General features: G+C 74.3%; 26 protein-coding genes and 1 tRNA gene. 17 read left to right on the forward strand and 10 right to left on the reverse strand.

Annotation, left to right across the window (positions count from 1 at the left end; genetic code table 11):
• The first annotated feature begins 46 nt into the window (after nt 1–46).
• Nucleotides 47–1,339 carry a hypothetical protein gene (locus tag ACHZ99_RS17240; RefSeq protein WP_420305484.1) on the forward strand — a complete coding sequence of 431 codons (1,293 nt, stop codon included), beginning with the start codon at nt 47–49 and terminating at the stop codon, nt 1,337–1,339.
• A gap of 84 nt (nt 1,340–1,423) precedes the next feature.
• Here ACHZ99_RS17240 and ACHZ99_RS17245 read toward each other — a convergent pair whose 3' ends face one another.
• Both ACHZ99_RS17245 and ACHZ99_RS17250 read right to left on the reverse strand, forming a co-directional pair.
• On the reverse strand, nt 1,424–2,791 hold the full coding sequence (locus ACHZ99_RS17245; protein WP_420305677.1) for an MFS transporter: 1,368 nt from the start codon (nt 2,789–2,791) through the stop codon (nt 1,424–1,426).
• Between the two features lie 57 nt (nt 2,792–2,848).
• Entirely contained in the window at nt 2,849–3,742 is an 894-nt protein-coding gene (locus ACHZ99_RS17250; protein ID WP_420305678.1) for an aminoglycoside phosphotransferase family protein, read from the reverse strand.
• 68 nt (nt 3,743–3,810) lie between these two features.
• Here ACHZ99_RS17250 and ACHZ99_RS17255 point away from each other — a divergent pair, with 68 nt between their 5' ends.
• The gene (locus tag ACHZ99_RS17255) at nt 3,811–3,942 is read left to right on the forward strand and encodes a hypothetical protein (protein ID WP_420305485.1); all 132 of its coding nucleotides are present in this window, start codon (nt 3,811–3,813) and stop codon (nt 3,940–3,942) included.
• Entirely contained in the window at nt 3,924–4,457 is a 534-nt protein-coding gene (locus ACHZ99_RS17260) for a GNAT family N-acetyltransferase (protein ID WP_420305486.1), read from the forward strand. Before ACHZ99_RS17255 ends, ACHZ99_RS17260 begins: the two co-directional genes overlap by 19 nt.
• A gap of 3 nt (nt 4,458–4,460) precedes the next feature.
• Here the strand turns inward: ACHZ99_RS17260 and ACHZ99_RS17265 are convergent, their stop codons facing one another.
• The 4 genes from ACHZ99_RS17265 to ACHZ99_RS17280 all read right to left on the reverse strand — a co-directional run bounded on the left by ACHZ99_RS17265 (nt 4,461) and on the right by ACHZ99_RS17280 (nt 6,284).
• Nucleotides 4,461–5,372, reverse strand: coding sequence for a GNAT family N-acetyltransferase (locus ACHZ99_RS17265; protein WP_420305487.1), 912 nt, complete (start codon nt 5,370–5,372; stop codon nt 4,461–4,463).
• A gap of 69 nt (nt 5,373–5,441) precedes the next feature.
• A complete protein-coding gene (locus ACHZ99_RS17270) occupies nt 5,442–5,654 on the reverse strand; it encodes a hypothetical protein (protein WP_420305488.1) in 213 nt (70 codons plus the stop codon).
• Nucleotides 5,655–5,721: 67 nt separating this feature from the next.
• Entirely contained in the window at nt 5,722–5,961 is a 240-nt protein-coding gene (locus ACHZ99_RS17275; protein ID WP_420305489.1) for a hypothetical protein, read from the reverse strand.
• On the reverse strand, nt 5,961–6,284 hold the full coding sequence (locus tag ACHZ99_RS17280; protein ID WP_420305490.1) for a DUF6247 family protein: 324 nt from the start codon (nt 6,282–6,284) through the stop codon (nt 5,961–5,963). The genes ACHZ99_RS17275 and ACHZ99_RS17280 overlap by 1 nt, the downstream gene beginning before the upstream one ends.
• A 187-nt stretch (nt 6,285–6,471) precedes the next feature.
• Here ACHZ99_RS17280 and ACHZ99_RS17285 point away from each other — a divergent pair, with 187 nt between their 5' ends.
• From ACHZ99_RS17285 to ACHZ99_RS17320, 8 genes are all read left to right on the forward strand, one after another.
• Nucleotides 6,472–8,397 (forward strand): SPFH domain-containing protein, encoded by a 1,926-nt coding sequence (locus tag ACHZ99_RS17285; protein WP_420305491.1) that lies wholly within the window; start codon nt 6,472–6,474, stop codon nt 8,395–8,397.
• A complete protein-coding gene (locus ACHZ99_RS17290) occupies nt 8,394–9,746 on the forward strand; it encodes an SPFH domain-containing protein (RefSeq protein ID WP_420305492.1) in 1,353 nt (450 codons plus the stop codon). The genes ACHZ99_RS17285 and ACHZ99_RS17290 overlap by 4 nt, the downstream gene beginning before the upstream one ends.
• A 52-nt stretch (nt 9,747–9,798) precedes the next feature.
• Nucleotides 9,799–10,167 (forward strand): DUF488 domain-containing protein, encoded by a 369-nt coding sequence (locus tag ACHZ99_RS17295; protein WP_420305493.1) that lies wholly within the window; start codon nt 9,799–9,801, stop codon nt 10,165–10,167.
• A 346-nt stretch (nt 10,168–10,513) separates the two neighbouring features.
• The gene (locus ACHZ99_RS17300; RefSeq protein ID WP_420305494.1) at nt 10,514–11,230 is read left to right on the forward strand and encodes an HdeD family acid-resistance protein; all 717 of its coding nucleotides are present in this window, start codon (nt 10,514–10,516) and stop codon (nt 11,228–11,230) included.
• Nucleotides 11,231–11,308: 78 nt separating this feature from the next.
• Entirely contained in the window at nt 11,309–11,962 is a 654-nt protein-coding gene (locus tag ACHZ99_RS17305; RefSeq protein WP_420305495.1) for an HhH-GPD-type base excision DNA repair protein, read from the forward strand.
• A 135-nt stretch (nt 11,963–12,097) separates the two neighbouring features.
• Entirely contained in the window at nt 12,098–13,630 is a 1,533-nt protein-coding gene (locus tag ACHZ99_RS17310) for a M28 family metallopeptidase (RefSeq protein ID WP_420305496.1), read from the forward strand.
• Between the two features lie 244 nt (nt 13,631–13,874).
• The gene (locus ACHZ99_RS17315; RefSeq protein ID WP_018836497.1) at nt 13,875–14,171 is read left to right on the forward strand and encodes a type II toxin-antitoxin system VapB family antitoxin; all 297 of its coding nucleotides are present in this window, start codon (nt 13,875–13,877) and stop codon (nt 14,169–14,171) included.
• Between the two features lie 94 nt (nt 14,172–14,265).
• Nucleotides 14,266–14,937 (forward strand): LytR C-terminal domain-containing protein, encoded by a 672-nt coding sequence (locus ACHZ99_RS17320; protein ID WP_420305679.1) that lies wholly within the window; start codon nt 14,266–14,268, stop codon nt 14,935–14,937.
• Nucleotides 14,938–15,589: 652 nt separating this feature from the next.
• Here the strand turns inward: ACHZ99_RS17320 and upp are convergent.
• Entirely contained in the window at nt 15,590–16,222 is a 633-nt protein-coding gene (gene upp, locus ACHZ99_RS17325; protein WP_420305497.1) for a uracil phosphoribosyltransferase, read from the reverse strand.
• 150 nt (nt 16,223–16,372) lie between these two features.
• Between upp and ACHZ99_RS17330 the strand changes: the two genes are divergently transcribed.
• The 6 genes from ACHZ99_RS17330 to ACHZ99_RS17355 all read left to right on the forward strand — a co-directional run bounded on the left by ACHZ99_RS17330 (nt 16,373) and on the right by ACHZ99_RS17355 (nt 18,969).
• Nucleotides 16,373–16,558 (forward strand): hypothetical protein, encoded by a 186-nt coding sequence (locus tag ACHZ99_RS17330; RefSeq protein WP_420305498.1) that lies wholly within the window; start codon nt 16,373–16,375, stop codon nt 16,556–16,558.
• 192 nt (nt 16,559–16,750) lie between these two features.
• On the forward strand, nt 16,751–17,299 hold the full coding sequence (locus ACHZ99_RS17335; protein ID WP_420305499.1) for a hypothetical protein: 549 nt from the start codon (nt 16,751–16,753) through the stop codon (nt 17,297–17,299).
• 68 nt (nt 17,300–17,367) lie between these two features.
• Complete coding sequence (locus tag ACHZ99_RS17340; RefSeq protein WP_420305500.1) at nt 17,368–17,865, forward strand: nucleoside deaminase; 498 nt, start codon at nt 17,368–17,370, stop codon at nt 17,863–17,865.
• Nucleotides 17,866–17,906: 41 nt separating this feature from the next.
• Nucleotides 17,907–17,993, forward strand: a tRNA-Ser gene (locus tag ACHZ99_RS17345).
• Nucleotides 17,994–18,130: 137 nt separating this feature from the next.
• Complete coding sequence (locus ACHZ99_RS17350; protein ID WP_420305501.1) at nt 18,131–18,640, forward strand: ATPase; 510 nt, start codon at nt 18,131–18,133, stop codon at nt 18,638–18,640.
• Nucleotides 18,637–18,969 carry an ArsR/SmtB family transcription factor gene (locus ACHZ99_RS17355; RefSeq protein WP_420305502.1) on the forward strand — a complete coding sequence of 111 codons (333 nt, stop codon included), beginning with the start codon at nt 18,637–18,639 and terminating at the stop codon, nt 18,967–18,969. Before ACHZ99_RS17350 ends, ACHZ99_RS17355 begins: the two co-directional genes overlap by 4 nt.
• Before the next feature lie 57 nt (nt 18,970–19,026).
• On the opposite strand, the gene ACHZ99_RS17360 is transcribed toward ACHZ99_RS17355, so the two are convergent.
• From ACHZ99_RS17360 to ACHZ99_RS17370, 3 genes are read right to left on the reverse strand one after another with little or no spacing between them, the layout of a single operon-like run.
• Nucleotides 19,027–21,111 (reverse strand): iron ABC transporter permease, encoded by a 2,085-nt coding sequence (locus ACHZ99_RS17360; RefSeq protein ID WP_420305503.1) that lies wholly within the window; start codon nt 21,109–21,111, stop codon nt 19,027–19,029.
• Between the two features lie 3 nt (nt 21,112–21,114).
• Nucleotides 21,115–22,122: an iron-siderophore ABC transporter substrate-binding protein gene (locus ACHZ99_RS17365; RefSeq protein WP_420305504.1), complete on the reverse strand. Its 1,008-nt coding sequence runs from the start codon at nt 22,120–22,122 to the stop codon at nt 21,115–21,117.
• The gene (locus ACHZ99_RS17370; RefSeq protein ID WP_420305505.1) at nt 22,119–22,979 is read right to left on the reverse strand and encodes an ABC transporter ATP-binding protein; all 861 of its coding nucleotides are present in this window, start codon (nt 22,977–22,979) and stop codon (nt 22,119–22,121) included. The genes ACHZ99_RS17365 and ACHZ99_RS17370 overlap by 4 nt, the downstream gene beginning before the upstream one ends.
• Nucleotides 22,980–23,002: the final 23 nt, after the last annotated feature.

Below are 23,002 nucleotides of genomic sequence, written 5' to 3' on the forward strand. Positions count from 1 at the left end.
GAAATGTCCCGTCTGGTGGGGGCAGAGCGAGCGGCGCATGGATGCCATGGCGTCCGTTCGCCAGCCGAAGGACGTGGACATCCCGACGATCACGGTACTTCCTGGTGAGGACATCGTCATCGAGGAGGAGATCCGGGTGAGACCTCGCCACCGTCCGCACCGCGTACCCCGCGTGCTCACCGCCGTGGCGGCCGGCGCGGCGCTCGTCGCCGGCCTGTTCACGGCCGCCGCCCCCGCACACGCCACCGGCCACCACCCCCGGCACTGGCAGCCGCCGAGCTGCGAACGGGTCGTCAGCGACGGCTCGCTCTCCCACACCCGCGACGGCGGCGCCACCTTCGCCCCGACCACCACCGCCGAACGCCCGCCCTACTACCAGCTGGTCACGGGCCTGGAAACGCTCGCCACCCCGAACCGGCTGCTGGCCACCGACATCAACGGCCGGGTCACCCGCTCGACCGACTCCGGCTGCCGCTGGCGCACCATCGCCTCCCTCGGGAACGGCCACTGGTACGTCACCCCGGCGCGCGACGGCAGCGCCTACGTGTGGGAGCTGCGCGGCGACCGGGTCTACCGGGTCTTCGGCAGCCGGGTCGTCGAGATGCCGGCCTTCGACGCCGAGAAGCTGGGCGGGCTCTCCGGCCTCGGCGCCCACCCGCGCAACCCCCGCCACCTCAGGGCCGTCACCGGGGACGGCCGGGTGCTGGAGTCCTGGAACGGCGGGCGCAGCTTCCGCGCCGTCGGCACCCCCGTCCCGCTGGAGTCGGTCGGGCCGTACACCTCGCTGTACGACGTGCAGGTCTCCACCCGGGACCTCGACCACATCGTCGTCGGCGTCAGCACGGCCGGCGGCTTCACCAGCGACGACGGCGGTCGCACCTGGCAGCGTTCCCGGCTCGGCGCCCCGGGCGACCGGGTCAACGGCTTCTCCGTGGCGATCTCGCCCGCCGACCCGCGCGTCGTCTACGCGAAGGCGCTGAACCTCACCGAGCTGGACGCCGGCGAGCACGGCCGCCACCTCTACCGCTCCACGGACGGCGGGCGCACCTTCCGGGCGGTGGTCGACCAGTTCCAGGACGGGCGGGACGTGGTGATCTACAACGGCGGCTGGATCCGCCCGGATCCGGACGACCCGGACGTCGCGTACTTCGAGTACGGCGACCCGTGGTCGGGCACCAACCTGTACCGCCACGACGCGGACAGCGGCAAGCTGACGATCCGCCACTCCGGCCACCACGGCATCGGCTCGCTGGCCGTCAACCCGGCGGACCCGGACGTGCTGCACGTGGGCCTGACCTCGGTGCCGGGCCACACGCCGGTGGCGGGGGACGACGGGTAGGGAGTCGAGTCCGCTGTACGGAACCGGGGCGGGGACGGCGCCGCGTTACGCCGCGCCCCCCGCCCCGCGCCGCCGGTGCCGCCCCTATCGCCCGCGCCGCCCGCCCCGCAGCAGCCACGGCACGGCGACGGCGACGGCCAGGTACGGGACGGCGCACACCGCGAACGCCGCCCCGTGCCCGAGCCCGGCCGCCGAGCCGAGCAGCCCGTACGCGCCGTACACGGCGACCGTCCCCAGGTCCGTACCGACCCCGGCGAGCGAGGTCAGGGTGGCCCGGCCCGGGCCGGTGATCCGCTCCTGCAACCGGGCGTCCGCGAGCACCGTCGCCACCTGGAACCCGCCGAAGGCGACGCCCACCAGCGCGATCCCCGCCCCCGTGCCCAGCAGCCCGCCCGCGGCCAGCGCGACCGCCGCCGCGGCGAGCAGCGCGGCGAGCGCCCCCGCCGGCGCCCGCCCGGCCCCGCCCCGCTCCTCGACCCGGCCGGCCAGCAGGCCGCCGGCGGCGGCGCCGGCCCAGACGAGCAGCAGGTAGAGGGGGACGGCGGGGTCGGGGGCGCCGGTTTCGCGGACGAGGTAGGGGGTGTACTCGTCGAGGGCGCCCCAGACGGCGGAGGCGGCGGGGACGAGGAGGAGGGCGCCGCGGACGGAGGGGTCGGCGCGGAGTTCGGCGAGGCCGGCGCGGAGGGTCGCGGCCCAGCCGAGGGAGTCGGGGTCGTCGTCGGAGCCGGAGCCGGAGTCACCGGAGCCGGGACCGGAGCCGGGGTCGTCGGCGCCGGAGTGACCGGAACCGGGACCGTGACCGGGGTCGTCGGCGCCGGAGGCGGGCCCGGCATCGGCGGCCACGTCGGCGACTTCGCCGTCGCCGTCCCGGCCGGTCGGCCCCCGGCCCCGTACCGTGTCGGCGGTGGCCGCCCGGCTCTCCGGGAACCGCGTCGCCACCCCCGCCCCCAGCAGGCACGCCGCCACGCTCGCCGCCCCCACCGCCGCGTACCCGCCCGCCGCGAACACCGGCGCCGCCACCGCCATGGACGCCATCACGCCGACCGTGCCCGCCGCCCGGGCCCGCCCCATCGTGCGCGCGTAGCGGTCCGCCGCGCCCGCCCGGCCCAGCTCGTCGTAGACCAGCGCCTCCAGCGCCCCGGACGCGAACGCGCCCTTCGCGCCCCACAGCACGAACCCCGCCGCGAACGCCCCGTACGACGGCGCCAGCACCCACAGCGCGAAGCCCGCGCCCGTCAGCAGCGGCCCGGCGCACAGCAGCAGGCGGCGGGAGAACGCGTCGGCCCAGGCCCCCGAGGGGATTTCGAGCAGGAGCGACGTCAGCGACCAGAGGACGAACAGCGAGGAGACCTGCCACAGCGACAGGCCGTGGTCGGCGAAGAGCAGCGCGTACACCGGGTAGAGCAGGACGAAGTCGTCCAGGAAGGTGTACGCGTAGAGGGAGGCGGCCAGCCGCCGCCCGCGCGGGGTCCCGCTTGTGAATCAATGTCGCCGGATCATGCCCCGACCCTACCGTTCCGCCAGCACCTCGTCGATGACGAACTTCGAGCTGGCGACCAGGAACGGGTTGGTGTGCCGGTAGTACGGGAGCTGGATCAGCGAGATCGACAGCGCCCAGCCGCGCCCGCGCGCCCACGCCGCGTCGTCGACGCCGCAGTCCGCCAGGGCGGCGCGGAAGGCCGCGCGCGCCGGGCCGGTGAACAGGTTCCAGCCGGCGATCAGGTCGACGGCGGGTTCGCCGAGGCCCATGCAGCCGAAGTCGAGGACGCCGCCGAGGTGGCCGCGGTCGATGACCAGGACGTTGCCGGGGGAGAGGTCGCCGTGGAGCCACACCGGCGGCCCGGTGTGCGCGGGCGCGCGCAGGGCGGTCTCCCAGGCGGCGGTGGCGGCGGGCACGTCCACGCCGTCCTCGGGGCGGAGCCGGGCGAGGGCGTCGCGGGTGCCGGCGTCGCGGTCGGCCAGGGTCTCGCTGCGGTACGAGGGCGGGGCGCCGGCCGGGTCGACGGCGCGTACGGCGGCGACGAAGGCGGCGAGTTCGCCGGCGAGCGGGCCGGGGGCGGCGACGCCGGCGTCGGGCGGCGGGGTCGTACCGTCCAGCCAGCGGCACACGCTCCACGGGTACGGGTAGCCCGCGCCGGGCTCGCCCTTGGCCAGCGGCTCGGGCACGGGCACGGGGACCGCGGCGGCGAGCCGGGGCAGCTGCCCGTACTCCAGGTCGACGTCCTGCGCGCCGGCGGCGGTCAGCGGCAGGCGCACGCTCAGCTCGTCGCCGAGCCGGAAGACGGCGTTGACGGCGCCGCCGGAGCGGACCCGCTCGACGGGCAGCCCGGCCCAGCGCGGGAACTGGGCGGCGATCAGCCGCCGCACCAGATCGGCGTCTATCTCCGCCTCGTCGGCGTGCATCCGGACTGCAGACATGGGCGCGACCCTACGCCGGTCGCTCCCCCGCGCCGCAACGTATATTCGGCGGGATGCGTACCGCCGACCCCGAGCAGCACGCGCGCAACCGGGCCCGCGTACCGGCGGCGGTGGACGACGGCCGCGACCCGCGGGGGCACGCGGCGGAGCTGCGGGAGGTGACGGCGTGGCCGACGGGACGGTAGCGGCCCCGGGCGGGTCCGGTGCCGCCTGGGTGATGCGCGCGGCGGGGCCCGAGGACGGCGACTTCCTGGCCGACATGCTCACCGAAGTCGTGAACTGGTCGCCCCGGTGGAAGCGGAAGAGCCGCAGGCGGGTGCTGTCCGCCCCGGGCACGGCGCGGTACGTCGCCGGCTGGCCGGGGGAGACCGATCTGGGAGTGGTCGCCGAGGCCGGCGGGCAGCCCGTCGGCGCGGCCTGGCTCCGCCGCTTCCCGGCGGCGCACCCGGGCTACGGCTTCGTGGCCGCCGACGTCCCGGAGCTGACGATCGGCGTGGCCCGGGACTGGCGCGGGAGAGGCGTGGGACGAGGGCTGCTGCGCGCCCTGGCCGCCCGCGCGGAGGCGGCGGGCATCACGAGGATCAGCCTCAGCGTCGAACGGGAGAACGTCGCGCGGAAGCTGTACCTGTCGGAGGGCTACCGGGTCGTCGGCGAGAGCTACCCCGGGGCCGACACCATGGTGGCCGACCTCACCCGCTGACCGTCAGCCGCCCTCCCGAGCAGCAGCGGCGGACGTGGCGCCGGCGGCGGTACGGCGAAGATCCACCATGTCCGGCAGCCGCCGGAGCCCGGCGGACTCGTACGTGGCGACGGCGGCGGAGTTGGCGGCGGCCGTGTCCACGATGACGCTGGAGGCACCCATCTCCCGGAGCGTACCGGCGGCGGCGACGGTGATCGCGCGGCCGTAGCCGTGCCCGCGGTGGTCGGCGTGGACGCCCATCGGCTCGATCAGGCCCGCCCGGCCCTCCCCCGCCGACCACACGGTCACGGTGGCGACGGGCTCGCCCCGGCCGTTGCGGGCGAGCAGGCAGCGGGCGTCGGCGTAGGCCGGGGCGGCGGCCATCGTGCGCCAGCGCTCCTCGGTGAACGTGGACCCGCTGCCGAACGCCGACCGCTGGACCGCGACCCGCTCCGCCACCTGCCCCGGCCCGGCCACCTCGACGTGCACCCCCGGATCCGGTACGGGCCCGGAGAGGTCGCGGCGCAGCGGCGTCCACGGCTCGTCCAGCGCCCAGCCGCCCCCCGCGAGCAGCAGCTCCGGCACGAGCGCGCCGGCGGGCGCGGCGACGTACACCTCACCCCCGGGCAGCACCCCCCGCTCCGGCGCGGCCACGTCCGCGGCGATCCGCCGCGCCAGCTCCTCGTCCCCCAGCGCCCAGGGCGCCACCCCGAGCCGCAGCAGCTCCGCCCCGTCCAGCAGCCCGACGGCCAGCGCCTCCCCGCCCCGGCTCCAGATCCGCACGGCGGCCGCCGTACGCTCCGCCCCGAACCGCCAGAACCACCCGAGGTCCCCGGGGTGCAGCTGCACGGGCCCGTCGTCGCGCTGCCAGGTGCCCAGCACCCGTACGGCGTCGTCGAGTTCCCCGACGTCCGGCGTACGCATAGTGATCGCCATCCCCCGATTGCACACCACCCCCGCCCCCGCGCGCACCCGAATTCGGCGGCGGCAGCGATGCGGGTGAGGTCACGCGGCGAGGCGTTCGCGGGCGTACTTGCGCAACTCGACGAGGGGGCGTTCGGTGCGCCCGTCCAGGCGGCTGATGAAGGTGGTGACGAGGTCGACGCAGCGGGCGGCTCCGGTGTCGAGCGCGGTGTCGAGGGCCGCGCGTGCGCCGTCGGCGGCGGCCGGGGCGTCACGGGTACGGAGCGCGGCCTCGGCGCGAGAGGTCGGGAACACGGCTCTGCGGCGGATCAAGAAAGCTCGTCAGCGTTGGACCCCGCGGCTCCGGAAGACGTGGGCCGAGTCAGTAGCCGACGACGGCGATCACGTTGATGACCAGGTGTCTGTTCGACACGATGTAGGTGATCACGCCGCCGGTGAAGGCCGCCGACCAGCTGTTGTCCCGGTTGCTCTGGGCGCCGTGTCCGTACGGGTTGCCCGCGAGCCGCTTCTCCAGCGCCTCTAACGACGTCCTCTGCTCCGCGGAGAGGCTCTGTTTCACCGACCGCGCCCGGTCCGCGTAGCGGATCGTGTACGTCGCCATCAGTGCGAGTCGTCCCTCTCGGGCACCCGCTCGTTGTCCGCCGTCCAGGCCCGGCCGGCGTCGTCGTAGAACACGATGCCCTCGGTGTCGCCGCTGCTCATCCGGCGCGCCATGTCCTCCACCTCGTCCATGTGCCCCGGGGTGGCGCACGCCACCGCGAACGGATGCCACCTGTCCAGCACCTCGTCCAGCGCCTGGCCGGAGAAATCCGTGGCCGCGGCCATCCACTCCTGCTGGAAACCTTGCAGCCACTCCGGCTTACGCTCCAGCGCACGACGGATGTCCTCCGGCGTGCGGGGGCACACCACCTGCTTCGTCGTCACCTCGCCCCTCCCTGCCCGCCGGGCACGCTTCGGCGTGTGGAACATCCTACGGGGACCGGGGTCCTCGCTGCCGGGATCGTGCAATGACCACGTACCCGTGTTGTCACGATCCGCAACTGTGATTGTGCACAACCGCGCGAAAGAGTTGTGATTGCGGAGGGTGATCGCACGACCGAAGGAGGGGGACATGGCACGATCGCGAGCGCAGACCATCAGGGGCGCCGCACAGGCCGTCATGCAGGGGACCGACCCCCGGCAGCTGGCCCAGAACGAGCTGCGCAGCCGCGGAGTGTTCACCGAAGGTGAGCACAACTCCGGGGCCGGGGCCGGGGCCGGGGGCGGAGAGGCCGGGCGCGGGCGGCCGGTGGCGCGGGAGGACGGGATGGACCCGGCCGACTTCCCCGCCGCCCGGGACCAGGGCGGCAGCCTCGACACCGTCATGACCCAGCAGTCCGTGCCGCTCGACGAGGCCGGGGAGGTGCTGAACCGCAGCGAGCTGAAGCGCGAGGGGCTGGAGCAGGTGCACGCCATCTGCCCGATGGTGCTGCCGCGCGGCCGCTCGTTCCTCAGCATGCTGCCGGTGTCGCTGCTCCTCGTCATCGGCGCGATCGGCACCATCGCGGTGGCCGCCGCCGGCGACGACGTGGTGACGAACCCGGTGTTCGGCGCGCACTACTGGGTGCTGGCGATCTTCGCGGTCGGGTTCGTGTGGTGGCGGCAGGGCATGGTGATGGTGCCCGACGGGTGTCATGCCCTGATCACCAAGTTCGGCAAGCTGGAGCAGGTCGTCGGCCCCGGCCGGGTCATCCTGCTGAACCCGTGGAAGCGGGTCTCGTACATCCTCAACACCACCCGCGAGTACCCCTTCAACGCGCCCGTGCGCGAGGCGCCGACGAAGGGCGGGGTGAAGGCGTCCATCGACCTGTTCATCCAGTTCCGGATCAGCGACCCGGTCGAGTTCGTCTACACCCTCGGCGCCGTCCGCGGCTTCCAGGAGAAGCTGAACAACGCCGTCAGCGAGACGATCCGCAGCCTCATCTACGAGCAGGAGGCCGCCGGCATCTACGACATGGTCGGCGAGGACACCACCCGGCTGCTGGACGCGCTCAACCACCAGTTCCGGCCCGCGGTCGAGCTGACCAACGCCAACATCACCCACGCCGAGCCCTCCTCCCAGCCGTACCGCATGGACCTCGCGGCGCCGGAGATGGTGCGGATGGCCAAGGAGGCGTACACCCACGAGTACGGGCTCCAGCTCCGCAAGGAGCAGGACGAGGGCGACCTCAGCAAGGAGCTGGCGAGCCGCGAGGAGGAGCTGTCCGCGATCCAGGCGGACATCGCCCAGTACCAGGCGCAGATGGACACCGCCGTGGAGCGCGAGACCAACCGGGCCGAGGCGCTGGCGCGGCAGCGGTACGTACAGGCCGAGTCGGAGGCGCGCGCGAACGCCGCCCTGCTGGAGGCGCAGGCGCTCGACATCCGCGCGGTGACGACCGCGGAGGCGCCGGAGATCCTGGAGTACCGCTACCAGCAGCAGGTGCTCGACACCCTGGAGGAGGTCGCCGACCACCTGCCGCAGCTGCTGCGCATCGGCGGCCCGGTGGACGGCGCGGACGGCGGCGGCGCCGGCGTCGACTTCCTGGCGCTCGCCCGCGAGCTGATCGGCGAGCACGGCGCGGACCTGTTCTCGGAGGCCGAGATGGCGGCCGTACGGGAGCGGCTGGTCGAGGTCGCGGCGCGGATCGCGGAGCGCGAGCCGGAGATCCGGGCACTGCGCGAGGCCGAGCGGCCGGCGCCGGTGCCCGCGCCCGCCCCGGCGGGCGGCGGCGCGGAGGGGGCGCCGTCGCCGGCCGGCGGCGGGACCCCGGCCGCGATCGCGGCCCCGGCCCCGGAGCCGGAGCCGGACCCGGGTCCGGTCGCGAACGGGGGCGGCGGACAGCAGGGGTTCGGCCCCGCGCATGAGAGCTACGGACACGAAGGCTACGGAACCGAGGGCTACGGAACCGAGGGCTACGGAACCGAGGGCTACGGAACCGAGGGCTACGGGCCCGAGGGCTACGGAAACGAGGGCTACGGGCCCGCGAACCACGGGCACGAGGAGGCGGGGGCATGAGCACGGCGGCCACGAAGCGCAGGTCGGTCATCTCCGAAGCCATCGCGGCCTGGGGCGACATCCCCCAGCTGCTCCGCGGCGGCGAGGCCGGCACCCTCATCCCCGTCATCATCCCGCGCCACCGCCGCCGCCTGTGGTGGATGGTGCCGCTGTGGCTGGCGCTGCTGGCGCTGGCGACGGGCGTGATGGCCGGGCTGCAGAGCGGCAGCGAGGACGGCTGGAGCGCCGGCGCCTACGACGCGCTGGCCGCCGCCTCGTACGTCACCGGCGTCCTCCTCCTCGTCGTCGGGGTGCTGTGGTGGTGGCGCTCCTCGATCGTGAAGATCGAGCAGGGCACGAACGGCGTCCTCACCCGCTACGGCGCCATCTCCCGCACGCTGGGCCCGGGCCGGCACTTCGTCTGGCACCCCTGGTCGCGGGTCGACTTCGTCGTCGACACCGCCACCGAGATCCCGTACTCGGCGCCGGTGATGGCCTGCCCGACGCAGGAGAACGTGCCGCTGCGCTCGATCGAGTTCTTCCTGAAGTTCCGGATCACCGACGCGGTGCTCTTCGTCCGCACCATCGGCGCCGGCAACTTCGACCTGGTGCTCTCCAGCGCCGTGCAGGACGCGATCCGCCAGCGGGCCCGCCGGGTGCGTACGGAGCGCGCGTACGACCTGCGCGGCTCGGACGTGGCCGACATGCAGGAACTCCTCACCCGCCAGCTCGCCCGCTACGGCGTCCGCATCACCGGCTCCAACATCCCCGACGTGCAGCTGCCCGCGCAGTACCAGCAGCACCTCGCCACCCGCGAGCGGGTGGCGAAGGAGCGGACCGCGTACGAGCAGGAGTGGGGCCTGACGCGCAAGCGCCGCATCGACAACCTCCAGATGGACATCGAGCGGGCGAAGAAGGCGCGCGACGCCCGGTTCGTCGAGGTCAAGGCCGCGCTGAACCGGGCCCGCGAAGAGGTCGCACGGCTGCTGGAGCAGCAGGAGACCGAGGCGCAGAAGGTCCGCTTCGAGATCGAGACCCGCGGGCGCAGCGGCCTCATCGCCGCCGAGAACGAGGCGAAGGCGCAGCGCCGCCTGGCGCAGGCGTACCGCGACAACCGCGCCGTGCTGCAATACGAGCTGGCCCGGCGGCGGCTGGAGGTCGGCGCGGTGCTCGCGGGCAGCGCGCCGCAGCCGACGGTCATCCGCACGGACGGCGGCGGAAGCGGCGACGTCTCCGCGCTCTCGACCCTCCTCACGGCACAGCTGCTCCCCCGGCTCACGGCCGGTTCGCAGACGGGCGGCCCCATGCCGCCGGCCGGCGGCCTGCTCCGGGCGGCGGGAGCGGAAGGACACGGGGCCGACGAGGAGTGAGCGGAGCCGTGCGGCGGGCGCGGGGGCCCGCCGCACGGCTACCGTGGAACGTATGGCGACAAAACACGCACCCCCGCGGATACGGCGGATCTACGACGCCCCCGACCCCGACGACGGCACCCGCGTCCTCGTCGACCGGATCTGGCCCCGCGGCATGGCCAAGGACCGGGCCCACCTCGACGAGTGGCTGAAGGCCGTCGCCCCCTCCGACGAACTCCGCCACTGGCTCCACGCCGACCTCGACCGCTACCCCGACTTCGCCAGGCGCTACCGCGCGGAGCTGGCGGAGGGCGAGCGGGCGGAGGCGCTGGCGCATCTGCGCGAGCTGTACGACAAGGGGCCGCTGACGCTGCTGACGAGCACGAAGGAAGTGGAGCGGAGCCACGTCCCGGTGCTCGCGAAGGAACTGGAGCGAGGCTGAGGCGCGACCGGCGCTGGAAGCGCGACCGGCGGAACGGCGGACCCGGCGCCGAAGCGTGACCGGCGCTGGAAGGCGACCGGCGGAACGGCGGAACCGGCGCACCTCCCGCAACTGTCACAACTCCCGCAACTGCCGGAACCGGCACCGAAGCCGACACCACCCCCAGCCCAACGTCCCCAGCACAACGCCCCCGCACCTTCCCCGCACTCCCGCCCCAGGGTAGGCCGCCCCGCTGACAACCGCGGGTCCCCGCCCTCACGCATGTTTCCCCTGGCCACACCCGCCGGAGTCACCCGTTCGGCCCACGCCGGTGGCCGCCGGACCCGCACTGCTCACAGCCTGGAGCATGAGCACCGACCCGGCATCCACCCCGTACGAGCGCCGCCTGACCGTCGTCGAAGGCGACGACCCCCGCGGCGACACGGAAGGCGCCCACCCGCCCCCGGACCGGGACCGGGACCGGGACCGGGAACGCGACTCCCTCCCCGAAGGCCCTCTCGCCCTCCTCGCCCGCGGCGCCTGGCAGACGGTCCTGCTCGCCGGCATCGCCGCCCTCGTCCTCGGCGTCCTCGCCCTCGCCTGGCCCGGCGAGACGCTCCTCGTCGTCGGCGTCCTCTTCGGCGTGTACCTCGTGGTGAGCGGCGTGATGCAGCTGGTCGCCGCGTTCGGTACGCACGCCGCCACCGGACTGCGCGTCATGGCCTTCATCAGCGGCGCCCTCTGCATCCTGCTGGGCCTGCTCTGCTTCCGCAGCGCGCTGCAATCCATCCTGCTGCTCGCCCTGTGGATCGGCATCGGCTGGCTGTTCCGCGGCATCACCCAGGCGGTGGCCGCGGCCTCCGACGAGGCCATGCCGGCGCGCGGCTGGCAGATCGCCCTCGGCGTGATCTCGGCGCTGGCCGGCATCGTGCTGATCGTCTCGCCGCTGGAGTCGATCGCGGTCCTCACCTACCTCGGCGGCGCGTGGCTGCTGGCGGTCGGGGTCATCGAGATCGCCACCGCGATCCGTATCCGCCACCGCGCGAAGCACCTCCGGGCCGGGCACCACCCCGCCGCCGCCTGAGCCCCCCTCGCGGCGCGCCCCGCGGGGGTCCGCGTGTTGCCGGGCGGGTGTGGGGAGACCGGCTGTCATGATGCTCGTATGAACGTCACCGTCCGTCTTGCGCAGCAGCCGGAGGCCGACGCGCTGCTCGGCCGCAGCCCGCTGGCCGCCCTGGTCGGCATGCTCCTCGACCAGCAGGTGCCTATGGAGTGGGCGTTCTCCGGCCCGTACACGATCGCTCACCGCATGGGCGGCGACGACCTCGACGCCCACGCGATCGCCGCCCAGGACCCCGAGGCGTTCGCGGCGCTGCTCTCCGAGAAGCCGGCCGTGCACCGCTACCCCGGCTCGATGGCCAAGCGGATCCAGCAGCTCTGCGCGTACCTCGTGCAGGAGTACGACGGCGACGCCGCCGCCGTCTGGCGCGACGTCGACAGCGGGCGGGAGTTGCTGCGCCGGCTGGAGGCGCTGCCCGGGTACGGGAAGCAGAAGGCGCAGATCTTCGTCGCGCTGCTGGGCAAGCAGTACGGTGTCGCGCCGGCCGGCTGGCGCGCGGCGGCGGGCGCGTACGGCGAGGAGGGCAGCCGGCGGTCGGTCGCGGACATCACCGGGCCGGAGTCGCTGGCCGAGGTACGGGCGTACAAGCAGGAGGCGAAGGCGGCGGCGAAGGCCGCGAAGGCGGGCCCCGCGGCGGGGAAGGCGGGGAAGGCGGGGAAGGCTGCCGAGTCGGCCGGGGCGAAGAAGAAGTCCTGAACCCGCGCGGGTTGTTCCCGGCCCATTCCGCAACGCCGTTCGAGTCGCTAGGTTGCTCGCACCCGTCCGCCTTGCGGACAGGAGACCCCACACGCCGGACAGGTACGCCCAACCTTTGACGTCGGAAGGACTCCTGTGTTCCCTCGAAGACTGACGGCTGCGCTGGGCGCGGCCGCCCTCGCACTCCCGCTGCTCCTCGCCAGCTCCGCCCCCGCCGGCGCCGCGCCGCCGGCGAAGGACGGCGCGAAGCTGGCCCGTGAGCTGGTGCGCAAGTCGAACGCCGCGGACGCGTACAAGCACCTCAAGCGCTTCCAGCGGCTCGCGGACCGCAACGGCGGCCACCGCGCCGCCGGTTCGCCGGGCTACGAGGCGTCCGCCGCGTACGTCTACAACCAGCTGCGGAAGGCCGGCTACGACGTCTCGTACGACTACTTCGACTTCACCTACTCGGAGACGCTGAAGGACGAGTTCGCGGTGGTCGCGCCGGAGGCGCGGGACATCGAGATCCACGCGATGACCTTCTCGAAGTCGACCCCCGAGGGCGGCCTCGACGCCCCGCTGGCCGCCGCGCCCGTGGACGCCGACAACACCTCCGGCTGCGAGCCCGGCGACTTCGCGGACGGCGACTACACCGGCACGGTCGCGCTCGTGCAGCGCGGCGGCTGCAACTTCTCGGTCAAGCAGGCCAACGCCGCGGACGCGGGCGCCGTCGCCACCGTCATCTACAACAACACCGAGGGCGCGCTCAGCGGCACCCTCGGCGACCCCGAGGCCGTCAAGGTGCCCACCGGCGGCATCTCCAAGGCCGAGGGCGAGGCGCTGGCCACGCTGCTGACGCAGGGCGAGGTCACCGTCCACGTCGACATCCGGATGCTCGTCGAGCCGCGCACGACGCGGAACGTCATCGCCGAGACGAAGCGCGGCGCCGAGGACCGTACCGTCATGCTCGGCGCGCACCTCGACTCGGTCCCCGAGGGCCCCGGCATCAACGACAACGCCTCGGGCTCGGCGGCGCTGCTGGAGGTCGCGAAGAAGCTGGCGAAGGCGGAGAAGAAGCCGCGCAACCAGGTGCGCTTCGCGTTCTGGTCGGCGGAGGAGCTGAGCCTCGTCGGCTCCACGGACTACGTGAACCGGCTGACCCCGCGCCAGCTCCGCGACATCGAGCTGTACCTGAACTTCGACATGGTCGCCTCGCCGAACTACGGCCTCTTCGTCTACGACGGCGACGACTCCGACGGCGTCGGCGAGGGCCCGGGCCCGGAGGGCTCGGCGCAGCTGGAGCGGCAGATGACCGACTTCATGGACCGCAGGGGCCTGCCGCACGAGGGCACGGACTTCACCGGCCGGTCGGACTACGGCCCGTTCATCGAGGTCGGCATCCCGTCCGGGGGTACGTTCACGGGCGCGGAGGGGATCAAGACGGAGGCGCAGGCCGTGAAGTTCGGCGGCACGGCGGGCGTGGCGTACGACCCGTGCTACCACGCGGCGTGCGACGACCTGGACAACATCAGCATGCCGGCGTTCGACGCGAACATCGACGTCATCGCGAACGCGGTCGGGACGTACGCGCACGACGTCAGCTCGCTGCGCGAGCCGGTGGCGTTCACGCCGACCGAGGGCGCCGAGGGCAGCGGCGGGGGCGCGCACGACGACCACGTGGCGCGGTGAGCGTGTGACGGCGCGGTAGGACGTACGCGGCGCACGCGGCGGATGTGACGTACGCGGCGGACGCGGCGCGTGCAGCGGACGCGGGGGAGCCCGGGCGGGCAGGCGGCCCGGGCTCCTCCGCGTCCCGTCCCGTGATCCTGTGCGCCGCTCGGCTTGCCCCCGTCTTGCCCCGCGCTTGCCGCTGACTTGCCGCTCCTGTGCATCACTGCTGCGCCCGGAGGCGCATCCCCGGTAGGCTTTCCGTGTGATCTTCAAGCGCATCGGAAACGGGAGGCCGTACCCCCACCACGGCCGGGAGTCCACCCGCCAGTGGGCTGACGTCGCGCCACGCCCGGTACGCCTCGACCAGTTGGTGACGACGAAGCAGCAGCTGGATCTGGAGACCCTCCTCGCGGAGGACTCGACCTTCTACGGAGACCTCTTCGCGCACGTCGTGAAGTGGCGCGGCGACCTCTATCTGGAGGACGGGCTGCACCGCGCGGTGCGGGCGGCGCTGCAACAGCGCCAGGTGCTGCACGCGCGGGTCCTTGAGCTGGACTGACCAGTCCGTTGCCCCTTTAGAGGGGACCCGGGGCCATCCCGTAGATCATTTAGTAGGCACGGCCCCTTCCGGCTACTACGCTGCCGCCATGAGCATGCTGACGCCTCCCGAGATGGGCGGGCCGTACCGCATCAAGGGCACGAAGTACCCGCGAATGCGGCGGAACCGCCGGCGCCGGAAGGTGCTGCCCCTGCTCGGTGCCGTGCTCGCGGTGGCGGTGGCCGGCTGGGGCACGGTGCAACTCGTCGACGTCTTCACGGGCGGCGAGGAGGAGAAGACGGTACGGGCCGGCAAGTCGGAGGACTGCGGCGCGCGGGACACGGGCGCGAAGTCGGGCGAGGGCCGGAAGCCGGGGGAGCCCGGGCGGCCGGAGAGGGCCGGGAAGCCGCTGGAGCTGCCGGCGCCCGCGCGCGTCGAGGTCAACGTACTGAACGCCACCACCAGGACCGGCCTGGCCCAGAAGACCGCCGACGAGCTGGAGAAGCGCGGCTTCAAGATCGGCAAGGTGGCGAACGCCCCGGCGCAGTACGACAAGAAGGTGCCCGGCGCCGGCGTGCTGCTCGGCGCCCCGGCGACGGTGAACGGCGAGCTGAAGGTGCTGGGCGCGCAGCTGGCGGAGGCGAAGCCGAAGGCGGTGGAGCGGAAGGGCGCGGTGGTGGACCTGATCATCGGGGACGGCTTCCGCGGGCTGACGAAGCCGGCGGAGGCGAAGGCGGCGCTGAAGGCGCTGGCGACGCCGTCGCCGAAGCCGGGCGCCTGCCGCTGAGGGCAGCCTGCGGCTGAGGGCAAGGGCAAGGGCAAGGGCGTGGGCGCCGGTGGCGCACGCGCCGCGGGCGTTCACACGCGGGTACGGCGTCCGCCCGGTACTGGTGCCGAGCCGGTGCCGGGCCGGTGCGGCCCGATCCGGCACGGGGTCGCGCCGGTGCCGCCCGCCGCCCGGGCGCCCCGGTACCGGTACCGCCGGACCCGAGACCGCCCGGCCGGCGGCGGTCTCGCCCGCGACCGCCGGCCCCGCGACGCCCCGGCCGACGCCCGTCCGCCCGCGCCCGCCACGCCCGTCCGCCCGCGCCCGCGCGCCCCGGCCGACGACCGTCTGCCGCGACCGCCATGCCCGACCGCCCGCGCCCGCGCGCCCCGGCCGACGACCGTCTCCCGCGACCGCCATGCCCGACCGCCCGCGCCCGCGCGCCCCGGCCGCCCGCCGCCGGGCGTCCCCGCGCCGCGCGCCCCGGCACTCGCCGCCGGACCGCCGGACGGACCCACCGTCCGCCGCGACGCGCCCCGGCGCCCGCCGCCAGGCGGGCCCGCGACCGCACGCCCCGGCCACTCGCCGCCGGACCGCCGGACGGACCCACCGCCCGCCGCTACGTGCCCCGGCGCCCGCCGCCAGGCGTCCCCGCGCCCCGCGGTGCCCGCCGCTAGGCGGTCCCGTACATCCGGTCCCCCGCGTCGCCCAGCCCCGGCACGATGTACCCGGCCTCGTTCAGCCGCTCGTCCATCGCCGCCGTGACCACCGTCACCGGCGCTCCCGCCAGCTCGTGCTCCACCGCTTCCGTGCCCTCCGGCGCCGCCAGCAGGCAGATCGCCGTCACGTCGTCCGCCCCGCGCCGGATCAGCTCGCGGATCGCCGCGACCAGCGTGCCGCCGGTGGCCAGCATCGGGTCCAGGACATACACCTGCCGCCCGGAGAGGTCCTCCGGCAGCCGGTTCGCGTACGTGCTGGGCTGCAGGGTCTCCTCGTCGCGGATGAGGCCCAGGAACCCCGCCTCCGCGGTCGGCAGCACCCGCATCATGCCGTCGAGCATGCCGAGCCCGGCGCGCAGGATCGGCACGATGAGGGGCTTGGGGCGGGCGAGGTGCACGCCGGTGGTCTGGGCGACGGGGGTGCGGACGTCGACCTGTTCGGTGCGGACGTCGCGGGTCGCCTCGTAGGCGAGGAGCGTCACCAGTTCGTCGGCGAGCCGACGGAAGGTGGGGGAGTCCGTGCGCTCGTCGCGCAGCGTGGTGAGCTTGTGTGCCACCAGGGGGTGGTCGACCACGTGAATCCGCATGCTTCCGAATCTATCCGAGACCCGGCCGCCGCCGGATACCCGTGTGGGCCAGGGGGTACGCGTGGAGGAACGGGCCGGGTTCGCACACAACCGCCAACCGGGTGCAAGGTGGATATGTCCCCCGGCTCGCCCGGACGCGGGAGGTGCCTGATGCCGGATCGTGACCTGCGCAGCGGCGAACCTCTGCCCGAGACCCCGGAAGCCCGCCGCCGGCGCCGCGCCGCGTTCCTCCGCGACCTGCACGAAGCCGAGGAGCTGCTCGCGCGCGTCCAGCCGCGGCGCGCCCGGGCCGCGCGCCGGCGGCACGTGCACCGTATGCGGATGTTCCGCTGGTAGACGGCGCACGGACGGCGGAACGGGGGCCTCGGGGCGGCCCAATTCACGACGCACAGCGGAAGACCCCGCAGACCGCGCGGGTTTCTGTCACGATTCCGGTGAGGGCGGGTCCCCCGCCCCAGGTCGGGGGGAGAGCGCAGGCACGGCTCGACCGCCCGGCCCGGCACACCTAGGACCAGTGGGAGAGTCACGGTGTACTTCGCCGCACTGCTCGCGCGCACCGAAGACGGGTGGGAAGCGAGCGATACAGAGCTCGACGACGTGGAGACGCTGGACGACCTGGCCGACTTCGCCCGCGGGGCGACGGCCGACGACGACGAGACCGTGCTGGTACTGCTCGAACAGGAGGACATCTGGTACGGGGTCGTCCGCATAGACGGCGAGGACGACCCGCGTGTCTTCGTCTCGAACGCCGCCGCGGCCGCCCGCAGCGCGTACGGGGAGCTCCTGCTCACCCCCGAGTTGCTCGGCCGCGAGCCCGAGGACGACAGCACGCTCGACAGCCTGACGGATCTGGACGGCACCGAGGACGGCGAGCCGGACGCCGACACCGGCCCGGACACGGACGCGGACGCCGGCCCCGAAGCCCCGGCCGGTACGCCGGCGGGCCCGGTGGGCGACACGGAGCTGCTGGACGACCTCGGCGTCTCGGAGAAGCAGCTGCTGGCGCTGAACGGCGACGCGGTCAACGAGATCGCGGAGATGCTCGGCGCGGCCGACGTGCTGGAGACGGTCCGCTGACGGAGCACGGCAGCGGAGAGGAGCCCGCCGGGGAGCGCGGCCCGTACGAAAAGCTGTGGGAGCCGCCGATGCGGCTGGCGCTGGCGGAGGCGGCACGCGCGCTGGAGGCGGGCGACGTCCCGGTCGGCGCGGTGGTGGTGGCCCCGGCGCGTACGGACGCGTCCCCCGGCTCGTACGAGGCCCTGATCGAAGCCCCGCCCCGGGGCCGGATCCTGGCCCGCGCCGGCAACGAACGCGAGGCGGCGGGCGACCCCACCGCCCACGCCGAGGTCCTCGCCCTCCGCGCCGCGGCGGCGGCGCTCGGCGGCTGGCGGCTGACGGGCTGCACCCTGGTCGTGACGCTGGAACCCTGCACGATGTGCGCCGGCGCCGCGGTCCTCGCCCGCGTCGACCGCGTCGTCTACGCCGCCCGCGACCCGAAGACCGGCGCGGCGGGCTCCCTGTGGGACGTCCTGCGCGACCGCCGCCTGAACCACCGCCCCGAGGTCATCCCCGACGTCCTGGCCCCGGAGTCCACCGCCCTCCTCACCGCCTTCTTCCGCGGGGGCCGGCGGCCGGGCCCGTAACGATTTCTGATCACGGCGGCGGGTGGGCTAAGCTGCGTGGCGGTAGCGTGTCCGAGCGGCCGAAGGAGCTCGCCTCGAAAGCGAGTGAGGGGGCAACTCCTCCGTGGGTTCAAATCCCACCGCTACCGCAGAGAGACGAAGGGCGGACCCGACCGGGTCCGCCCTTTCGCGTTGGTGGGCACCCACACGGATGTGCAATCGCAAGGTTGCAATAAGGTGGACTCGTGTGCAATGCTGTGGTTGCAGATCGACGTGAGGAGAAACCGTGAGCGACATCGCCTACACCGACGCGGAACTGGCCGAACTCGACCGGATCGCCCGGCAGATCGACATCGACGCCCCCGCCGACCGGGTCTGGGAGCTGGTCGTACGCCCCGGCTGGTACATCAACGACGGCGACGTCGACCCGGAGCCGGACCTCAGCTACGAGGGCGACGTGGCCGTCGTCCGCCACGAGTCGCTCGGCGAGTTCCGGTTCCGCACCGTGGAGCTGGACAAGCCGCGCTACGCGGCCTTCCGGTGGCTCTCCACCCCGTACCGGAACGGGTCCGGGGGCTCGACGCTGGTGGAGTTCTGGATCGACGAGCGCCCCGGCGGTGTGACGCTGCGCGTCGTTGAGAGCGGCTTCTCCGGGCTCTCCGACGACCCGGCGGTGTGGCTGAAGGAGCGCGAGGGCAACGACAAGGGCTGGCTGGAGGAGCTGGCGGCCGGCAAGGCGTACGTCGAGAAGGCCGGGGAGGCCGGCGAGTCCGGCGCCGCGGTGGCGCGTTCGTGACCGCCGCGCCCCTCCCCGTCGTGTGCGCGGCGCTCGGCGAGCCGACGCGCTGGACGGTCCTCACCCACCTCGGCGAGGGCCCGATGTCGGCGTCGGCGCTGGCCAAGGTCATGCCGGTGAGCCGGCAGGCCATCGGCAAGCATCTGGAGGTGCTGCGCGAGGTCGGGCTGGTGGTGTCCGAGCAGCGCGGACGGGAGGTCGTGTACGTGGCGGTGGGCGCCCGCCTCAACGCGCTCGCGCGCGAACTGGACCGGATCGGCCGCGCCTGGGACACCCGGTTGCAGCGGATCAAATCCCTGGCCGAAGAACCCGACGCGGACCCTGGCTGACCCCACGGCCCCGGCGGCCCCGGACCGGGGCCGCCGGAGCGGGGGCGGTGCCCGGGGCTACCGGGCCGTGCGGCTTCGTACCAGCAGGTACAGGAAGTACGGCGTGCCGATCACCGCCGTCATCAGGCCCGCGCCCAGCTGGGCCGGGGCGATCACCGAGCGGCCTATCACGTCCGCCGTGCACACCAGCACCGCGCCCAGCAGCACCGCCGCCGGCAGGACGCGGGCGTGCTGGCGGCCGACCAGGGCGCGGGCCGCGTGCGGGGCGACCAGGCCGACGAAGCCGATGGTGCCCGCCGCCGAGACCGCGGTGCCGGCGAGGACGACGCTGAGGACCAGCAGCCACAGCCGGCTGCGGCTCAGGTCCAGGCCCAGCAGCCGGGGGGTGTCCTCGTCCAGGGAGACGAGGTCCAGCTCCCGGCGGCGTACCGCCGTGATCGCCAGGCCGGCGGCCAGGACGACCGCCAGGGGTACGACGTCCGGCAGGGTGCGGCCGTACGTCGAGCCGGACAGCCAGGTCAGCGCCATCGTGGCGTTGAAGGGGTCGGTCAGGACGATCAGCAGGCTGATCAGCGCCGTCGAGGCGGTGGCGAAGCCCATGCCGACCAGGACGAGGCGGTTCTGCTGGAAGCCGCCGCGGGCGGCGAGGCCGAAGACGCCGATCGAGGTGATCGCCGCGCCGGCCAGGGCGGCGGCGGACAGGCCCCAGGAGGTCGGGACGTCGACCGTCGTGACCAGCAGGACCGCGCCGAGGGCGGCGCCGTTGGTGACGCCGAGGACGCCCGGTTCGGCGAGCGGGTTGCGGGTGACGGCCTGGACGATCGTGCCGGAGAGCGCGAGTGCGGCGCCGGCGGCGAGCGCGGCGAGGACCCGGGGCACGCGGGTGTCGAGGACGATGTCGGTGGTCGGGCCGGCGCGGCCCTGGAGCCAGTTGGCGACGTCGCCGAGGAGCAGTTTGGTGTCGCCGACCAGCAGCCCCGTCAGCGTCACGGCCACCAGCGCGGCCAGCAGCACCGCCGTGGTGACGACGAACCTCCGGTGGCTGCGGATACGCAGTGTGTCGGTGTCGGCGGCGCCCGCGCTGTCGCGCAGCCGGGTGGCCATCACCACGAGGAACACCGCGCCGACGAGGCTGGTGACCACGCCCGTCGGCACGGCGACCGCCGTGTCCGCCGGGACGAGGGCGCGCAGCAGCACGTCCGCGCCGAGCACCAGCCCCATGCCCAGCAGGGCCGCCAGCGGAATGCCCGCCCGTGCCTTCCCGTACGTACGGAACCGGACGGCGATCCCGCGCGCCAGCGCCGGCGCGCACAGCCCGACGAAGCCGATCGGCCCGGCGAGTGTCACCGACGCCGCGGACAGCAGCACCGCGAACAGCACCGCCGTGACCCGGGTCGGGCGCACCGGGACGCCGAGGCCGCGGGCGGCGTCGTCGCCGAGGGCGAGGGCGTCGATGCGGCGGGTGAGCAGCAGCAGCCCGGCGAGGCCGGCGAGGACGAGCGGGAGCATCGTCACGACGCCGTCCCAGCCGCTCTGCGCGATGCTGCCCTGCTGCCAGTCGTAGAGGCCCTCGGTCTCCTCGGGGAAGAGCAGCAGCATCCCCTCGGTGACGGCGAAGAGTCCGAGCGTCAGCGCGGTGCCCGCGAGCACCAGCCGTACGGTGCCGGAGCCGAGGCCGGACAGCCCCAGCACCACCGCCGCGGCGGCGAGCCCGCCGGTGAAGGCGACGCCGGAGGAGGCGAGCATCGGCAGCGACACCCCGGTGGCGGCGGCCAGCCCGAGGGCGGCGTACGCGCCGGCGTTGACGGCGAGGGTGTCGGGCGCGGCCAGCACGTTGCGGCTGACCTTTTGCAGGGCGGTGCCGGCGATCGCCAGCGCCGCGCCGACCATCAGCCCCGCGACCATCCGGGGCAGCCGGGAGGCGATGACGACGGAGGCGTCGCCGGAGTCTGCCCGGCCGGTGAGCGCCTTGACGACCTCGGCGGCGCCGACGTCGGAGGTGCCCTGGGTGAGGTCGATGACCGCGAGGACCGCGACGAGCAGCGCGAGCCCGGCGGCCACCGCGGCCGCGCCCGTCCGGGACCGCACGGTCGGCGGCGGGGCGGGCGCGGCTTTGGGCGTGGTCGGGGCGGTGACGGCCATCGGCTACTTGGTCAGCGCGCCGACGAGGGAGTCGACGTACGCGGTCATGGTCCCGGTGCCGCCGAACATCCAGATGCCGTCGTCCATCCGGTGGACGTCGCCCGCCTTGACGAACGGCAGGGACTTCCAGACCGAGTTGTCCGCCAGCTCGCCGCCCTTGGTGAACGGGGTGCTGGCGTCGTCCTCATCGTTGGCGATGTAGACGAACTGCACGTCGTCGGGGAGCTTCGTCAGCCCCTCGACGTCGGTGGAGCCGAGGCCGTAGTCCTTGTCGCCCTCGACGTCCCAGGCGTTCTTGAGGCCGAGCCGCTCGTTGACCCCGCCGATCAGGGAGCCGCCGGTGAAGGGGCGGACGGAGACCTGGTTGGAGACGACGTAGCCGTCGGCGAAGGCGATGTTCGCGCCGTCGAGGCCGGCGTCGGCGAGCGCCTGCTTGCCCTCTCGAAGCTTGGCGTCGAAGTCCTTCTTCAGCTTCTCGGCCTGCTCGGTGGTGCCCGTGGCCTTGGCGACCAGGTCGAGGTTCTCGATCATCTGGCCGACGGGGTCGGAGGCGTCGGCGGACCGGAGGGTGAGCACGGTGGTCTTGCTGCTCAGCTGCTTCACCGCGGACTTCGGCAGGTCGTTGGTGGCGATGACGAGGTCGGGGTTGAGCGAGGCGATGGTGTCGATGCTGGGCTCGCCGCGGGTGCCGATCTCCTTGGGCTCGTTGGTGAGCGGGACGGCGGAGTCCCAGGTGTTGTAGCCCTTCACGTCGGCGACGCCGACGGGGTCGACGCCGAGCGATATGAGGTGCTCGACGACGTTCCACTCGGTCGCGACGACCTTCTCGGCGGGGCCGTCCTCCAGCGTGACCTTCTTGCCGGTGTAGTCGGTGAGGGTGATCGGCTGCGCGGCGCCCTTGCCGGCGCCGCCCTTGTCGTCGTCGTCCGCGGCGTCCTCGGTGGTGCCGCAGGCGGCCAGGGTGAGCGTCGCGGCGGTGGTGACCGCCGCGGTCAGCAGGAGGCGTCTCATGAGGAAGTGCTGAGCCTTTCGCTTCGCTGGTGGTGTCGGCCGATGGCGCGGGTGCGCAGATGGCCCGTCAGGGGGTCGTCGTCGACGTCGATGCGGATGCCGTACGCCTTGCTGAGCAACTCGGGGCGCAGGACGTCCTCGGGCCGGCCGTCGGCGGCGACGCGGCCGTCGTCGAGCAGCACGATGCGGTCGGCGACGGCCGCCGCCTGGTCGAGGTCGTGCAGGACGGCGCCCACCGCGATGCGGTGGTCGTCGGCCAGGTCGCGTACCAGGTCGAGGAGCTCGACCTGGTAGCGGAGGTCGAGGTGGTTGGTCGGCTCGTCGAGGAGAAGCACGCCGGTGTCCTGGGCGAGGCAGCCGGCCAGCCAGACGCGCTGGAGCTGGCCGCCGGACAGGTGCTCGGCGCCGCGCTCGGCGAGCTCGGTGACGCCGGTCATGGCCAGGGCCTTCTCGACGGCGGCCCGCCCGCCGGGGTCGGAGGCGCCCCAGCGGCCGCGGTACGGGTAGCGCCCGAACTCGACGACGTCGCGGACCGTGAGCCCGCTGGGCGTGGGCCGGCCCTGGGTGAGCAGCGCGACGTGCCGGGCGAAGTGCCGGGTGGACAGCGCGAAGCCGTCGGTGTCCTCGTCGATGAGGAGGCTCGCGCGGCGGGCCCGCTGGAGCCGCGCGAGGGTGCGCAGGAGGGTCGACTTCCCGCTGCCGTTGGGCCCGACGAGGACGGTCACCTCGCCCGGGCGCAGCCGCAGGGAGGCGTCGTGGACGACGTCGACGCCGTCGTACGCCACGGTGACGTCGGCGGCGGACAGGGCGTGCCCGCGGGGTCCCGCGGCGGCTGGCGTGCTCTCTCCGGCTCTCACGGGAGCTTAGGCTAACCTAACCT

It is taken from the genome of Streptomyces sp. MAR4 CNX-425, assembly GCF_048656465.1.
Taxonomy (GTDB): domain Bacteria; phylum Actinomycetota; class Actinomycetes; order Streptomycetales; family Streptomycetaceae; genus Streptomyces.